The sequence below is a fragment of the Gordonia sp. NPDC003504 genome (genome assembly GCF_053587995.1).
In genome coordinates this window covers 98,151-113,346 of the sequence record NZ_JBSFPC010000013.1, presented here as the reverse complement: position 1 = coordinate 113,346, position 15,196 = coordinate 98,151, and the positions used below count along the sequence as shown (strand labels likewise).

General features: G+C 67.1%; 16 protein-coding genes. 9 read left to right on the top strand and 7 right to left on the bottom strand.

Annotation, left to right across the window (positions count from 1 at the left end):
* Positions 1–412: 412 nt before the first annotated feature.
* Positions 413–1,318, bottom strand: coding sequence for a hypothetical protein (locus tag ACWDPV_RS20360; protein WP_449744411.1), 906 nt, complete (start codon positions 1,316–1,318; stop codon positions 413–415).
* Between the two features lie 62 nt (positions 1,319–1,380).
* On the opposite strand from ACWDPV_RS20360, the gene ACWDPV_RS20355 reads away from it, so the two are divergent.
* The gene (locus ACWDPV_RS20355) at positions 1,381–2,001 is read left to right on the top strand and encodes a LysE family transporter (RefSeq protein WP_449744410.1); all 621 of its coding nucleotides are present in this window, start codon (positions 1,381–1,383) and stop codon (positions 1,999–2,001) included.
* Between the two features lie 12 nt (positions 2,002–2,013).
* On the opposite strand, the gene ACWDPV_RS20350 is transcribed toward ACWDPV_RS20355, so the two are convergent.
* Positions 2,014–2,778, bottom strand: coding sequence for a GNAT family N-acetyltransferase (locus tag ACWDPV_RS20350; RefSeq protein WP_449744409.1), 765 nt, complete (start codon positions 2,776–2,778; stop codon positions 2,014–2,016).
* A 151-nt stretch (positions 2,779–2,929) separates the two neighbouring features.
* Between ACWDPV_RS20350 and ACWDPV_RS20345 the strand changes: the two genes are divergently transcribed.
* Positions 2,930–3,346 carry a Fur family transcriptional regulator gene (locus tag ACWDPV_RS20345; RefSeq protein ID WP_449744442.1) on the top strand — a complete coding sequence of 139 codons (417 nt, stop codon included), beginning with the start codon at positions 2,930–2,932 and terminating at the stop codon, positions 3,344–3,346.
* Between the two features lie 36 nt (positions 3,347–3,382).
* A complete protein-coding gene (katG, locus tag ACWDPV_RS20340) occupies positions 3,383–5,611 on the top strand; it encodes a catalase/peroxidase HPI (protein WP_449744408.1) in 2,229 nt (742 codons plus the stop codon).
* 101 nt (positions 5,612–5,712) lie between these two features.
* Here katG and ACWDPV_RS20335 read toward each other — a convergent pair whose 3' ends face one another.
* Positions 5,713–6,204, bottom strand: coding sequence for an FBP domain-containing protein (locus ACWDPV_RS20335; RefSeq protein WP_449744407.1), 492 nt, complete (start codon positions 6,202–6,204; stop codon positions 5,713–5,715).
* Between the two features lie 251 nt (positions 6,205–6,455).
* On the opposite strand from ACWDPV_RS20335, the gene ACWDPV_RS20330 reads away from it, so the two are divergent.
* From ACWDPV_RS20330 to upp, 4 genes are all read left to right on the top strand, one after another.
* A complete protein-coding gene (locus tag ACWDPV_RS20330; RefSeq protein ID WP_449744406.1) occupies positions 6,456–7,049 on the top strand; it encodes a class I SAM-dependent DNA methyltransferase in 594 nt (197 codons plus the stop codon).
* Positions 7,050–7,224: 175 nt separating this feature from the next.
* Positions 7,225–8,484 (top strand): GTP cyclohydrolase II, encoded by a 1,260-nt coding sequence (locus tag ACWDPV_RS20325; RefSeq protein ID WP_449744405.1) that lies wholly within the window; start codon positions 7,225–7,227, stop codon positions 8,482–8,484.
* Complete coding sequence (locus tag ACWDPV_RS20320; RefSeq protein ID WP_449744404.1) at positions 8,481–9,725, top strand: URC4/urg3 family protein; 1,245 nt, start codon at positions 8,481–8,483, stop codon at positions 9,723–9,725. The genes ACWDPV_RS20325 and ACWDPV_RS20320 overlap by 4 nt, the downstream gene beginning before the upstream one ends.
* Positions 9,726–9,765: 40 nt before the next feature.
* Entirely contained in the window at positions 9,766–10,395 is a 630-nt protein-coding gene (gene upp, locus ACWDPV_RS20315; protein ID WP_449744403.1) for a uracil phosphoribosyltransferase, read from the top strand.
* Positions 10,396–10,426: 31 nt separating this feature from the next.
* On the opposite strand, the gene ACWDPV_RS20310 is transcribed toward upp, so the two are convergent.
* Positions 10,427–11,161: a glucose 1-dehydrogenase gene (locus ACWDPV_RS20310; RefSeq protein ID WP_449744402.1), complete on the bottom strand. Its 735-nt coding sequence runs from the start codon at positions 11,159–11,161 to the stop codon at positions 10,427–10,429.
* A gap of 181 nt (positions 11,162–11,342) precedes the next feature.
* Here ACWDPV_RS20310 and ACWDPV_RS20305 point away from each other — a divergent pair, with 181 nt between their 5' ends.
* The gene (locus ACWDPV_RS20305) at positions 11,343–12,431 is read left to right on the top strand and encodes an NAD(P)H-dependent amine dehydrogenase family protein (protein WP_449744401.1); all 1,089 of its coding nucleotides are present in this window, start codon (positions 11,343–11,345) and stop codon (positions 12,429–12,431) included.
* On the opposite strand, the gene ACWDPV_RS20300 is transcribed toward ACWDPV_RS20305, so the two are convergent.
* From ACWDPV_RS20300 to ACWDPV_RS20290, 3 genes are all read right to left on the bottom strand, one after another.
* Complete coding sequence (locus ACWDPV_RS20300; protein ID WP_449744400.1) at positions 12,418–13,023, bottom strand: dihydrofolate reductase family protein; 606 nt, start codon at positions 13,021–13,023, stop codon at positions 12,418–12,420. The two genes, ACWDPV_RS20305 and ACWDPV_RS20300, sit on opposite strands and share 14 nt — an antisense overlap.
* Complete coding sequence (locus ACWDPV_RS20295; RefSeq protein ID WP_449744399.1) at positions 13,020–13,973, bottom strand: helix-turn-helix domain-containing protein; 954 nt, start codon at positions 13,971–13,973, stop codon at positions 13,020–13,022. The genes ACWDPV_RS20300 and ACWDPV_RS20295 overlap by 4 nt, the downstream gene beginning before the upstream one ends.
* A 155-nt stretch (positions 13,974–14,128) precedes the next feature.
* On the bottom strand, positions 14,129–14,317 hold the full coding sequence (locus tag ACWDPV_RS20290; RefSeq protein WP_449744398.1) for a hypothetical protein: 189 nt from the start codon (positions 14,315–14,317) through the stop codon (positions 14,129–14,131).
* 25 nt (positions 14,318–14,342) lie between these two features.
* On the opposite strand from ACWDPV_RS20290, the gene ACWDPV_RS20285 reads away from it, so the two are divergent.
* Entirely contained in the window at positions 14,343–15,170 is an 828-nt protein-coding gene (locus tag ACWDPV_RS20285; protein ID WP_449744397.1) for a crotonase/enoyl-CoA hydratase family protein, read from the top strand.
* The last annotated feature ends 26 nt before the right edge of the window (positions 15,171–15,196 follow it).

Genomic DNA, 15,196 nt, shown 5'->3' with positions numbered 1-15,196 from the left:
AATTGCACTCCCCCTGTGGGAGGGGTTTTTCGCGTGTCCACCGCCTCTCGACGGTACCCACCGTGTCCAGTGCCGTTCGTGGCACTAGGCGTATCGGAGACCGCTTCTCCACCGCTTTGGGTGTCACGACGGACTGGCCGGTCCCTCGCTACCACGACTCACGCATGAACACCGTCCGGCCTTGCGGGCCGTGCGATGCCCCGATTCCCGTTGCCGGGTCAGGGTTTAGGACACTGTCACATGTCGCCGGGGAAAGACTTTCGCTTGGTATCGCATATCTGAGCTACTGCATGTATCGACGGAGGATGCGCTTTCCCTGCGGCTCCGCCCCTTTGGAGGACGGAATACCGCACAGCGTGATGGCGCAACGGAATTAAGGGCAATGGGAGACATACCCTACGCCGGGGCCCGGTCAGTCTCCGGGCAGGCGGTCGAGCACGTCCCGTGCGGCGGCGACGGCCCGCTCGGCGGAACGGAGTTCGCCGGCCGCCGCCGTGGCGGCGTCGCCGGCGGTGGAGTGCCGTCGCCTGGCGAAGCCCAATTCCTGCTCGGCGCGTGCGAGTTCGGCTCGCAGCCGGTCGGTTTCGTCGGTCAGCGTACCCACCTCGGCGGCGGCGACCGAGACCGCTTCCGCCGCAGCGCTCACCGCCCGCCGGGCGTCGTCGCGAAGGGACTCGGCTTGTCGCAGGTCGGCTTCGGCGTGGCGACGTCGCCTCTCGAGTTCGGCCCTGTCGGAGGATTCGGTGCCGTCGTCGGTGGACTCATCCGCATCAACCCCGGACCGATCTGCCGAATCCTCGGTGGGCGCATCGGGCACGGCGACGATGCCGGCGGGACCGAACCCGCTGTATTCGGCGGCCACCACCAGCCGACCCCGGCCGAGCAGGTGCGCGGTGGCCACGTCGGCGATCGCTGCCCGCAGGGTCTGGGTGATCTCCCGTTCGGTCGCCGGCGACATCCGGGCACCGAGGTCCGCTGCCACCTCGCCGATGCCGGCGGCCGCATCGACGATGACGTGCCGTCGGTGGCCGGCGAGGTCGCGGAGCCGCCCGACCGCACCGCGGCGCTGCGCCTCACGCAGTTCGGTGCCGAGTTCGACGATCGCGTCGATGCCGTCTGGGTGGCGTCGAATCCACTGGTTGAGAATCCAGGCGGACCGGGTGGGACGCCGCAGCGCGGTGATGGTGGCCGCGAGGTCCCGATCGCCGCGCTGCCGAGCCCCTTTCGCATACGCGTTACGCCGCGCGGTGAAGTCCGCCGGTGTGAGCCCGTACAGTTCGTCGGCGATCTCATCGAGATCGGCGGAGGCGTCGGTCATGACTCGATCACACCATGCCCGGCTCACACCGTGCCCGGATCGGACGGCTACTCTGACGCGACGTGTCGTGGTCCACCTGGGTGACGTTGCTGCTCGCCTGCCTTCTCATCAGCTTCACCCCCGGAGCGGGCGCGGTGAACACGATGTCGAACGCCATCGCGGTCGGTCACCGGCGTGCGATCTGGGGAGTCCTCGGCCAACAGGCGGCCCTGATCGTCCAACTCGCCATCGTGGCCGCCGGCCTCGGTCTGATCATCGCCCGCTCCCCGACCGCGTTCGAGGTGATCCGCTACACCGGCGCCGCATATCTGGTGTATCTCGGTGTGCGACAGATCCTTCGGCGACCGTTGGCCACCGCCGATCCCACCGCCGGCGCCCGCACCCAGACGGCTTCGTCGATGTTCGTCCAGGGGCTGTGGGTCAATCTGCTCAACCCGAAGGCCATCGTGTTCTTCCTGGCGTTCATCCCTGGATTCGTCCGACCGGAGACTGGATTCCTGCTGCAGTACCTGATCATCGGCATCACGATCGTCGTCGTCGACATTGGCGTGATGTGGCTGTTCTTCGCCCTCGTCGGACGTGGTTTCGCCCGGGGCACCCGCAGCGAACGTGGTCAGCGCCGCCTCAACATCTTCTTCGGCACCCTGTTCATCGGGGTGGGCATCCTGCTTGCGGTGGCCTGAGCATCATGGGCATCACGCGAGCGGAAGCCACGTCAGCCGCCGCTCGCCGTATTTGACGAAACCCAGGCTCTGCAGGATCGGCGAGGACGTCTGCTCGGCATGGACCAGCGCGAGTCGGGCGCCCAGATCGAGGGCATCGCGGAGCCGCGCGGAGATCAGCGCCCGGTATGCGCCGCGGCCTCGATGCTCGGGCAGGATCGCCGCACCCCAGAACCGGGCGACGTCGCCGCACAAGTGGTAGCCGCCGGTCCCGACGGCAGTCCCGCCCTCCGAGGCGGTGAAGAGCCGGATGCATGGGTCGTCGACGCGGAAGTCCGGCTCGGCCAGAATATGCGGTGGAAAACCCCAGGCGCGTCCGGACACGTCGGCGAACTCGGGGACGTCGTCCGGCGTGGTCACGCGGTGCACGGTGATGTGTTCCGGCACCACCATCGCGGCATCGACGCCATCACCCAGTGTGATCGCGACGATGTCGACGACGGCCACGGTGCGTGCGCCGCGGCGCCGCAGGATGTCCTCGTCGAGGCCGGCGAAGGTCCCCACTCCCACCGTGATGCGTGCCGACGACGCGCCGCGACGGGCCATCACCGTCGCCGCGGAGTCGAGGACGCGCACGGGATTGGTCTCGCGGCCGTGATAGTGCAGCAGCGTCGCCTCACCGTCGAGGACGTAGAACTCGAATGCGCCGTCGCGATGGTACTGCGACCCCTGCGGATGCCATGACGATCGCCATGCCACCGATTCCTCGATCACCTTGTCCGACGTCGCACGCACCATGTCAGCTTGGCACGCGGTGTCAGCTCGGCACGCAGCGCGTCGGGGCATCGCGGCGCGGCCGGAACGTCCGTCTCAGTTTGCGAAAGTCCTGAATCATTCCAGAAAGGGGCGCATACTGATCGCCGTGACCTCACCGTCGGATTTCGCGGGCATGTTACGTTCCGCCGAACTCCGCGTCACCCGCCCCCGGGTGGCGGTACTCGAGGCTGTCCATGCACGACCACATGCCGACACCGAGTCGATCTTCCAGGCCGCACGTGCGGACCTGCCGGACGTCTCACGGCAAGCGGTGTACGACATCCTCGCCGCACTCACCGACGTCGGGCTCGTCCGCCGTATCCAGCCATCGGGTCATGTGGCTCGATACGAGGCGCGCGTCGGTGACAATCACCATCACACGGTGTGCCGCTCCTGCGGCACCATCGGCGATGTGGATTGTGCGGTCGGCGAACGTCCGTGTCTGACGGCGTCCGACGACAATGGTTTCGTTCTCGACGAGGCCGAGGTCATCTACTGGGGGTTGTGCCCCAAATGCGCAGCCTCTTCCAGCCCCGGGTCACGACCGTGATCACAGCCCGGATCACCCCACACCGAAAGGAATGTCGTGTCTGACGAGAACATCGCCTCCCCCCCGATCGGAGAGGCGAACACCGATGCCGGAGAGCCGGCAGGCTGTCCGATGCACATCCGGCCGCCCGTGGAGGGTGGTGGCAACGACCAGTGGTGGCCGGAGAAGCTGAATCTCCGTGTCCTGGCCCATAATCCGGATGTCATCCGGCCCCGCGAACCTGATTTCGACTACGACGCGGCGCTCGCCGGCCTCGATGTCGACGGCCTCGTCGCCGACGTCAAGGCCGTGATGACGGACTCGAAGTCGTGGTGGCCAGCCGACTTCGGGCACTACGGACCGTTCTTCGTCCGAATGTCGTGGCATGCCGCGGGCACCTACCGCGTCGAGGACGGCCGCGGCGGTGCCGGCACCGGTATGCAGCGTTTCGCGCCGCTCAACAGCTGGCCGGACAACGTCAGCCTGGACAAGGCCCGCCGCCTGTTGTGGCCGGTGAAGAAGAAGTACGGCAAGGCTCTGTCGTGGTCGGATCTGCTCGTCCTCGCCGGCAATGTCGCGTTGGAGGACATGGGCTTTCACACCAAGGGCTTCGCCTTCGGGCGGCCCGACGAGTGGGAGGCCGAGGAGGTGTACTGGGGTGCCGAGTCGGTGTGGCTGGGTACCAACCTGCGTTACCAGGACGGCAAGCGGGAGCTCGAGAACCCGTTGGGCGCCACCACCATGGGCTTGATCTACGTCAATCCCGAAGGCCCTGAGGGGAACCCGGATTATCTCGCGGCCGCAGCCGATATCCGGGAGACCTTCGGCCGGATGGCCATGAACGATGTGGAGACCGCCGCCCTGATCGTCGGCGGGCACACCTTCGGCAAGACCCACGGCAACGGTGACGCCGACCTGCTGGGCCCCGAGCCCGAGGCCTCGCCGCTCGAGCAGATGGGCCTGGGCTGGAAGAATCCGCAGGGCACCGGGCACGGCAACGACACCATCACCAGTGGTATCGAGGTCACCTGGACCCACACACCGACCAAGTGGGACAACAGCTTCCTGGAGATCCTCTACGGCAACGAATGGGAACTCACCAAGAGCCCGGCCGGCGCCAACCAGTGGAAGCCCAAGGACAACGGGTGGGCCAACACCACCCCGATGGCCCAGGGCGAGGGCAAGACCCACCCGGCGATGCTGACCACCGACCTGACGATGCGCTTCGACCCGGCCTACGGTGAGATCACTCGGCGTTGGCTCGATCATCCGGAGGAGCTGGCCGAGGAGTTCGCCAAGGCGTGGTTCAAGCTCCTGCACCGTGACATGGGTCCGGCCATCCGGTACCGCGGTCCGCTCGCGCCGTCGGAGACCTACCTGTGGCAAGACAACGTTCCCGCTCAGCAGGGCCCGACGATCTCCGATTCCGACGCCGACAGCCTCAAGGCATCAATCCTCGAGTCGGGCTTGAGTGTCGCACAGCTGGTGTCGACGGCGTGGAAGGCGGCCGCGACGTTCCGTGGCAGTGACTACCGTGGCGGCGCCAATGGTGGCCGTATCCGCCTGCAGCCGCAGCTCGGGTGGGAATCCGCCGAACCCGACGAGCTGGCGCAGGTGATCGGCAAGCTCGAGAGTGTGCAGCAAGCCTTCAACGCCGAGAGCGGACCCAAGGTGTCCTTCGCCGATCTGGTGGTACTCGGTGGCGTCGCCGCCATCGAAAAGGCCGCCAAGGATGCGGGATTCGACGTGTCGGTGCCGTTCACGGCCGGGCGGACCGACGCCACCCAGGATCAGACCGACACCGAGTCGTTCGCGTACCTGGAGCCGAAGTACGACGGTTTCCGCAACTACGAGGGCAAGGGCAACGAATTGCCTGCCGAGTTCAATCTGGTCGACAAGGCGAATCTGTTGACCCTGTCGCCGCCGGAGATGACGGTCCTCGTCGGTGGTCTGCGGGTGCTGGGTGCGAACTACCAGGGTTCTGCCCATGGTGTGCTCACCGAGACGCCCGGCACCTTGACGAATGACTTCTTCGTCAACATCTGTGACATGGATGTCGAGTGGAGCAAGGCACCGGCCGACGACGGCACCTACGTCGCCACCGACCGGGAGACGGGTGCACAGAAGTGGACCGGGACCCGCGTCGATCTGGCGTTCGGCGCCAACTCCGATCTCCGTGCCCTCGCCGAGGTGTACGCCGAGGACGACTCCAAGGAGAAGTTCGTCGTCGACTTCATCAAGGCCTGGACCAAGGTGATGGAGCTCGACCGGTTCGATCTGGACTGATCACACCTGCCGTGTGAGGCGGCAGTACGACGGTGGCGCCCCCGGATTCCCGGGGGCGCCCCTGTCGCGTCATGACCCCTGTCGTGGCGCGTGGAGGGCCGTCAGTCAGCCGAGGCCACGCGCGCCACGAAGCGCTGCACGCGCTCACGAAGCCCGTCGATGCGGGCCAGACGCACGCGTTCGGGGTCGTCGCCGGCCATCGCCGAGGACGGCAACCGCCGCACATTGCGTGAACATTCGAAGTTCGCACAGATCAGGGTGCCGACGGTGTCTCCCTTGCGGCCCGCCGGACCCGCGCGGCGGGCACTGAACAACACCACCTCGTTGGGCAGCGAGATGTCCTCGCACAGTGCGCACTGCGGCCTGGTGCGTGGGGGTATCGCTCCGGCGCGCAGCATGAGACCGACGGGATGTTCGTCACGGTGGATGACGAGATAGCCGACGGTCGGCGACTTGGGATCCCGCCACCCGAGGTAGTCGAGTTCTGCCCAACCGATCTCGTCGAAGTCGGGCGGAAGATGCAGGGACTTGCGTTCCCGGACCGAGGCGTTGACAAGTGCGGTACGAATGTCGGATTCGGACAATGAGTGCATGAGTAAAGCAGCTCCTGGTGATCGTCGGGAGTGAGGTGGGGACGCCCGATGGGCGTGACTCAGGCCGCGGACGTCGTCTGGTGACGTCCGCGTTCCGAAGACGAGAGCTATCTGCGGCCGGCGCGCACGCCGGCAACCCCCTCACGGCGCAGTGCGCCGGCACCCGATGAAGCGATCACCCAACCAGTCTGGACTCGGTGCGCGCAACGGTCAACGTGGTTTCCGCCGGCGCCCGGGAGCACACTGGAGCGATGACACGTTGGGATGCGACGTCGGCACCGCGCGGCCGGGACTACGACCAGCGGTGGGAGCAACTGGCGGCATCCGGGGACAACATCCACGGGGAGGCCGATCTCGTCGAATCACTACTCAAGGATGTCGGCGGCACCCGGGTCCTCGACGCGGGCTGCGGGACCGGGCGGGTGGGCATCGAACTGCATCGACGTGGATACGTCGTCGTCGGTGTCGACGCCGACGACGGCATGCTCGCCACGGCCCGGGATAAGTGTGCCGACATCGACTGGATGACAGCCGATCTCGCCGAACTCGCCGATCACGTGACCGCCCGGTTCGACGTCGTCGTCCTCGCCGGGAACGTGATGATCTTTCTCACCCCCGGTTCCGAAGCGCGGGTACTCGCGCAATGTGCGGCGCGACTGCGGCCCGGCGGCCTGCTGGTGGCCGGATTCTCGGTGAGGCCGGAACGACTGTCGTTGTCCGACTACGACAGTCACGCCGAGACAGCGGGCCTCACGGCGGTCGACCGATATGCCACCTGGGATGGGGATCGGTTCACCGGAGGCGATTACGCGGTGTCGGTGCATCGACGAGGCAGCCAACAATGAGCGCCACCGCGAGCACACCGCACGTGCTTCGCCGGGCAGGCGCCCGGATCCGTGACTATGCTGGCGGTTTCCTCGACACCGGTGAGACCGGTATCGACGGATCCACCACAGCGGGATCCACCAGAACGTCGATCGTCTCCGGTGAAGGACCGGGACGACGCGGAGAGGACGGGCAATGGCGACCACAGCGAGCGGGCGGCCCCCCGGCCATATCCGCCTGACCTCCCACAGCGGCGGAGCGGCCGCACCATCGATCACCTGGGGTGCACCGACCGCCGGGGCACGTGGGCCGGTCATCGCGACCACCACCGATCGCGCCCACCGCAACGTCGTGGGAACCCACAGCGGCTCCTACAGCGTGTACCGCGCGCTGGCCGTCGCCGCCGGTGCGTTGTCGCGCGAGCACCGCGCCGATCTCACCAATACCTCACCGACCGACATCGTCGGACCGCATCCGCAGTGGTCGGATCCGAAAACGATCGTCAGCATCGACCCGTGGGGCGCGACGATCGCCGAGTCATTCCCGGAGTTGTTGGCCCGCGGATACGATATCCGCCCGACCATCGCCATCACCAAGGCGCACGTCATCCTCCCGGAGATCGCCGAGGCCATCGCGTCGGGGCGGTTGCATCCCGACGGCGAGGTCCTCTTGCCGACCGGTGCCGCCCTGGTGACCAAGGCTGCCGTCGAACCGGTGTGGTGGCTGCCGGGCGTGGCCGAGCGGTTCGGCTGCACCGAGACCGAGTTGCGGCGGGTGCTGTTCGAGGAGACCGGCGGCATGTATCCGGAATTGGTGACACGTTCGGATCTCGAGGTGTTCCTGCCCCCGATCGGCGGCCAGACGGTCTACATCTTCGGTGACCCGACGAAGCTGTCGGATCCCGGTACCGAGCTCACCGCCCGGGTCCACGACGAATGCAACGGCTCCGACGTGTTCGGGTCCGACATCTGCACCTGCCGCCCCTACCTCACCCACGCGATCGAGGAATGCATCCAGGGGGTGCAACGCGGCGGAGTGGGCCTGGTCGCCTATTCGCGCAAGGAGGGCCGCGCGCTCGGCGAGGTCACCAAATTCCTCGTCTACAACGCCCGCAAACGTCAGGAGGGTGGCGACACCGCCGACCAGTACTTCGCACGTACCGAGTGCGTCGCCGGCGTGCAGGACATGCGATTCCAGGAACTCATGCCCGACGTGCTGCATTGGCTGGGTATCACCAAGATCGACCGCCTGGTGTCGATGAGCAACATGAAGTACGACGCGATCACCGGTTCCGGGATCAGTGTCGGTGAGCGCGTCGACATCCCGATGGAACTCATCCCGGCCGACGCCCGAGTGGAGATCGACGCCAAGATGGCGGCCGGCTACTTCACCAGGGGTGCGGTGCCGTCCACCGACGATCTACGTCAGGTCAAGGGCCGGGGGCTCTCCGGATGACCGCCGGCACCCGGGTCGCCGGTTCGCCCGACACCGCGAACGCCGTCGCGACGCTGCGGTCGACTGCGGAGATCCGCAGTCGCGCAACGGCATTGCTGGATCGGTCGCGCTCCGGCGCCTCGTCGTGGTTCCGCGTCGACGACGACCGCATCGGCGACGCGGTGGCACTGGTCGCCGAGGTCACCCGCGCCCGCTATCCCGACCTCGCGATCCCGTATCACAGCCGATGGCGGCATTTCGAGGTCGGCGGCGTGGATCGGGTCGCCGACCTCGACGTCCGACTCGGTGAGGTCGGCGCCGCCGAACGGGCCCGCACCCAGATCGACCTCGCCGTCGTCAGCGTTCTGCTCGACGCCGGCGCGGGCGCAGAGTGGTACTTCGACGAACCCGGCACCGGGCAGCGGGTGCGTCGATCCGAGGGCCTCGCGGTGGCCGGTGTGCACGCCTTCGCCGGCGGCCTGTTCTCCTCGGATCCCGATGTCCCGCTTCGGGTCGACGCCGCGGGTCTGCGGTCCATCGACGAGGCCGCACTCGCCGCCGCGTTCGGCGTCGGTCCCACCACACCGCTCGTCGGCCTGTCCGGCCGCCTGGCGGTTCTGCATCGGCTCGCCGACGCCCTCGACGCCCGGCCCGACGTCTTCTCCTCCCGGCGGCCGGGTGACCTCTACGATCGCCTGACCGCCGCGGGGGGTGCGGTCGACGCGCACGACATCTTGTCGCTGCTGCTCGACACGCTGTCGCCGATCTGGCCGTCGGACAACCGGATCGGCGAGGTCGCGCTGGGCGATTGTTGGCACCACACCGCGGTTGGTGGTGCGGGCGGCACCGCCGGGTGGATGCCGTTTCACAAACTGTCGCAATGGCTGACCTATTCACTGCTCGAACCCTTCGAGTGGGCCGGCATCGACGTCGGGGATCTGGGCGCGCTGACCGCACTGCCCGAGTACCGCAACGGTGGTCTGCTCCTCGACACCGCGGTGCTCGTTCCCGTGCCCGACGACGCACTGACGGCCCGGTGGCATGTCGACGACGAGTTCATCGTCGAGTGGCGGGCCCTGACCGTCGCACTACTCGACGAGATCGCCATCCTGGTCGCGGATCGACTCGGCATGACAGCGGCCGAGTTGCCGCTGGCCTGCGTTCTGGAGGGCGGGACCTGGGCGGCCGGACGCGAAACCGCTCGCACGCTCCGAGACGGATTGCCGCCGTTGGACATCGCCAGCGACGGCACGGTCTTCTGACCGACGGCTTCACATCAACTGATCGCGTGAGGAGACCTCCATGAACGACGTGCACGTCATCGATCATCCACTGGTGCAACACAAACTCACCCTGATGCGCCAGAAACAGACCTCCACCAATGACTTTCGGCGTCTCCTGGACGAGATCTCGACGCTGATGACCTACGACGTCCTCGCCGACATCCCGATGCAGGAGGTCAAGGTCGAGACGCCGATGGAGATCACCACCGGCATGGTGATCGACGGCAAGAAGCTGGTGTTCGCCGCGATTCTGCGCGGCGGCACGTCGATGGCCGACGGCATGCTGACCGTGGTCCCGGGCGCGCGCATCGGACACATCGGTCTCTACCGCGATCCCAAGACCCACATCCCGGTCGAGTACTACTTCAAGATGCCCAAGGAACTCGACGAACGCGACGTCGTGGTGGTCGATCCGCTTCTGGCGACCGGGCATTCGGCCGTGGCCGCCGTCGACCGGCTCAAGGAGTACCGTCCCCGATCGATCCGGTTCGTGTGCGTGCTGACCTGCCCGGAGGGCATCGCGACGCTACAGGGCGCACACCCCGAGGTGCCGATATTCACCGCGGGCATCGACCGGGAACTCGACGACCGCGGGTACATCCTGCCGGGTATCGGCGATGCCGGCGACCGGATCTACGGCACCGAGTGACGGTTGCGGCGCCGCGGCAACGGCGCCGGATCTACTTGTGCGGCACGTCCGCTGACAGCCCGCCGTCCATGACGAATTCGGCGCCGGTGGCGTAGGACGATTCGTCGCTGGCCAGGAACACCACGAAGGTCGAGACCTCCGACGAGTCGGCCGCCCGTCCCATCGGTACCTTCACCATGTCCTCGGGCAGGCCCTCGGTCATCGGTGTGCGAATCAGACCGGGATGGATGGAGTTGACGCGCACGTTGTGCGGCGCCAGTTCCAAGGCGGCCGACTTCGCGAGTCCGCGTACACCCCACTTGGACGCGACATAGCCGTGCGCCCAAGGACTTCCGCGTAACCCCTCCACCGACGACACGTTGATGATCGACCCGCCGCCGGCGGCGATCATCGGATCGGCGACCGACTGGATACCCAGGAACGTTCCGGTGAGATTGACGTCGATGATCTGTTTCCACTTGTCGAGGCGGAACTTCTGGATCGTCGAGCCATTGACGATGCCGGCGTTGTTGACGAGCACGTCGACCTTGCCGAAGTCGTCGGTCGCGGCGGCCACCGCCGCCTGCCAGTCCTCCGGCGAGGTCACGTCGAGGTGTACGTAGCGCGCGGCGTCACCGATGTCCTCGGCGAGCACCTTGCCCTCGTCGTCGAGAATGTCGCCGATGACGACCTTGCCACCCTCGGCGACCAGCGCCCGTGCATGCGCGGCGCCCATACCTCGGGCACCGCCTGTGATGATTGCGACCTTGCCGTCCACACGTCCCATGGCGAGCAACCATACAGGCGAAACGCGAAAATGAGAACACGTTCTACCGAGCATGGTCTACTGATATGGACAGGAGTCCGGACAGATGTTCACCCCGGACAATGTTCACCACGGACAGATGTTCACCACAGATAGATGTTCACCACAGATAGATGTTCACCACGAGGGAAGCGATGGCAGAGTGACCGAACAAGCAGCAGCGATCCGTGTGGGCCTGGTCGGGACCGGAAACGCCGGCCGTCTGGCCCTCGCCCAGCTGATCGACGACCCGCGATTCGAGCTGGTCGGGGTCTGCGTGCACAACCCCGACAAGATCGGGCGCGATGCCGGCGCCCTCGCCGGGACGAGCGCCGTCACCGGTGTCAGCGCCGTCGGCGATCTCGACACGCTGATCGCCGCGAAGCCCGACTGCATCGTTTACACCGCCATGGGTGACACCCGGCCGATCGAGGCGTTCAACGACGTGCTGCGCATCCTCGCCGCGGGCATCGACGTCGTCGGCACCGCGCCGGTGACCCTGCAGTATCCGTGGGGCGCCATGCCGGACAAGACCATCGACAAGATCGTGGCGGTCGCCACCGAACACGACGCGAGCGTGTTCATCTCCGGCGTCGATCCCGGATTCGCCAGCGACCTCATCCCCCTCGCGTTCGCCGGAACGTGTCAGCGGATCGAGCAGATCCGGTGCATGGAGATCGCCGACTACGCCACCTATGACGGCGCCGAGGTCATGTTCGACGTGATGGGATTCGCCAAACCCCTCGACGAGACCCCGATGCTGTTCCTGCCCGGTGTACTCGCTCTGGCCTGGGGGACCACCATTCACGAGCTCGCCGCCGCGTCCGGGATCGTGATCGACGAGATCATCGAGCGGTACGAGAGTGAGCCCGCACCAGAGGAATTCGAGATCGCCGCGGGAACGGTGCCCAAGGGGACCCGCGCGGCGGTGCGCTTTGAGATCATCGGTATGGTCGACGGACGTCCGGTGATCGTCGTCGAACATGTGACCAGACTTCGCGGAGATCTGCGACCGGATTGGGCGCAGCCCGCCCAGGACGGGGGCTGCTACCGCGTCGAGATCACCGGCGAACCGTCCTATCGCGTCGACATCTGCCCGACCAGCCGCAAGGGCGATCACAATCACGCCGCGATCGTCGCCGGCGTCGGCCGGGTGGTGAACGCGATCCCGGCGATTGTCGCCGGGCCGGCCGGACTACGGACCACACTCGACCTGCCGCTGATCGCCGGTCCGGCACTCACTCCGGGCTGACATCCCCCGGAGCCGTCATCCCCGAGCCGTCGTCCCCCGAGCCCACGCCGGAACGCCGCGGACCCACGACATCGTAACGGGCGCAGACGAATGCGGAGTTGCGCTCGACCGATTTCAGGGTGAGATCGTAGGGCGCTGTGAACAGCGGTCGGCCGCCGCCCAACGTGACCGGCGCGATCGACACCAGGATCTCGTCGAGCATGCCCGCGTCGGCGAACTGTGCGGCGAGATCTCCCCCACCGACCACCCACACGTCCCGATCGCCTGCGGCGGAGACGATCTCGGTGCGCAACTCCCTCGGGTCGCCGGCGACCACCCGGATCGTGTCCGACACGGCAACGACGTCGCCGTGGGTGAACAGGAAGGTCGGCACCGAGTACGGCCACGGCCTGCCGTCGGTCACCTCGTGATCGAGGAGCCACCGATACGTGGTGGCGCCCATGACCAGTGCACCGACGCCGGTGATGAAGTCGGTGTGATTCATCGGTCCGGACTCGTCGATGGGTTGGTTCAGCAGCCAGTCGAGATTGTCGTCGTCATCGGCCAGGAAGCCGTCGAGGGTGATGGCCGTGTAGTAGCGGAAAGCGGTCATCGGAATCCTCCGGATTGGTTGCGGTGCCACATGATCGGGTCTGGGTCGAGCGAGGGTACGGTGACGTCGACACCGACCTCACGCAGCAGCATGCGGGCGAGAATGCGCCGGTGGGCGGCGAACGTGAGGACATGGGCGACGATCTGGGACAGTACGAAGGATTCCGGTGGCTCACACAGGGCGTCGATGACGCTGTCCGACCACGCGGCCCGCTGGTCGATGTCCCGCGTCAGCGCGATCCAGTGCGCGGATACCTCGTGATGCAGTGCGGTGAGTTCGGCGAGATCATCGGAGACCGCCTCGGGTGCCCGACCACCCTCGATGCACGCCAGCCATGGACGTTTGTCGGTCACCAGATGGGAGAGCACATGGGCGATCGAGTCGTCGTCGCCCTGCCATTGCAGAATTCGGTTGCCGGGCAGAATGATTCGACGATAGGTCGCGTCGTCGAGTGCTGCTGCCGCCGCCAGGAGCGCCGTGGTGTCGTCGATGTCGTGACGGATCATCATCGCCAGGATGTCGCCCGCCCCGGTCTCGTCGTTATGGCCGGTCCCGCGCCCGGCGGCGACGTAAAGCACCGTCGGCGAGTGGAAGTGGATGCCGTTGGGTGCGGGTAGCCAGTGCCCCCGATCCCGCCGCGCCGGAGCGCTACTCGGTGGATGACCGAAGGCACGGGCGAACGCGCGGCTGAATCCCTCCACCGATTCGTACCCGGAATCGAAGGCCACGTCGGTGACCCGCCGACCGTGGTGCAGATACCACGCGGCGCGTTCGAGCATCACCCGCCGCCGCATGGCCAGGGGCGCCTCACCGGAATACCTGCTCACCTGCCGGCCGAAGTGAAACGCCGACGAATGTGCATGCTCGGCCATCGTTGCCAGGGTGTCGTTGTCGTCGTCGAGTACTGCATCCAGCAACTCGCGGATGCGGTCGTGGCCCGGGCCCGTCATCGTCGACTGCGCATCGTCGTCATGAGAGCAAGTATCCGCGGCGTCGGCACGGATGTGCTTGACCGTTCTTGCCTCCTCGACCCGGGTACGGGACCGACGGCGTCAGCCGTCACCGAGTGCCTTGCGCAGTCGTTCGGCCGCGCCGGCCGCCCGCGTCAGCGCGGCAGGACGAGAATGCCCTCGGCCTCGGCGGTGAGGCCGCCGGCGGTCTCGATGTGGCCCGTCACGATCGATGTGACGCCCGCGACGCGATCGAGTCGCGCTTGCGCACGCACCGCACCCAGCGGCGTCCCCCGGCGGTACTGGATGGTCAGCCACTCACCGTCTGGTTCAGGAGGCCCCAAGTGACCACCGAGTAACCTCCTAGCCATGAGTGAGGACATCTGGAAGGCCTTCGAGGTCTCCGTCAACGACCACGTCGCCGAAGTCACCCTGATCGGTCCGGGCAAGGGCAATGCGATGGGACCTGATTTCTGGCAGGAATTGCCCGAGTTGTTCGCCGGCCTCGACGCCGACGACGCCGTGCGCGCGGTGATCCTGCGCGGGGCGGGCAAGCATTTCTCCTACGGCCTGGACCTCGCGGCCATGGCCGGCGACCTCGGACCGGCTCTCGCCGACGGCGCGAAGGCCAAGGCCCGCACCGAGTTTCACGGAGTCATCACGCGGATGCAGGCGGCGATCACCGCCGTTGCGGATTGCCGTAAGCCGGTCATCTGCGCCATCTCCGGATGGTGTATCGGCGGCGGAGTCGACCTCATCTCGGCCGCCGACATCCGGTATGCGAGCGCGGAGGCGAAATTCAGCGTGCGCGAGGTCCGGGTGGCGATGGTGGCCGACGTCGGCAGCCTGGCCCGCCTCCCCGGGATCATCGGCGACGGGCACCTGCGTGAGTTGGCGTTGACCGGCAAGGACATCGACGCCGCCCGCGCCGAGAAGATCGGGCTCGTCAACGACGTGTACCCGACTCCCGAGGAGGCCCTCGACGCCGCCCGCGCGACGGCCCGCGAGATCGCCGACAACCCGCCGCTGGTGGTCTCGGGCATCAAGGAGGTCCTCGATCACGGTCGCACCGCCGATCAGGCCGACAGCCTGCGATTCGTCGCCGCGTGGAACGCCGCATTCCTGCCGAGCAACGACCTCACCGAGGCCATCACCGCCGTCTTCGAGAAGCGCAAACCGAACTTCAGCGGGTCCTGAGCCGACGCTCGGACGGCACGCCGTCG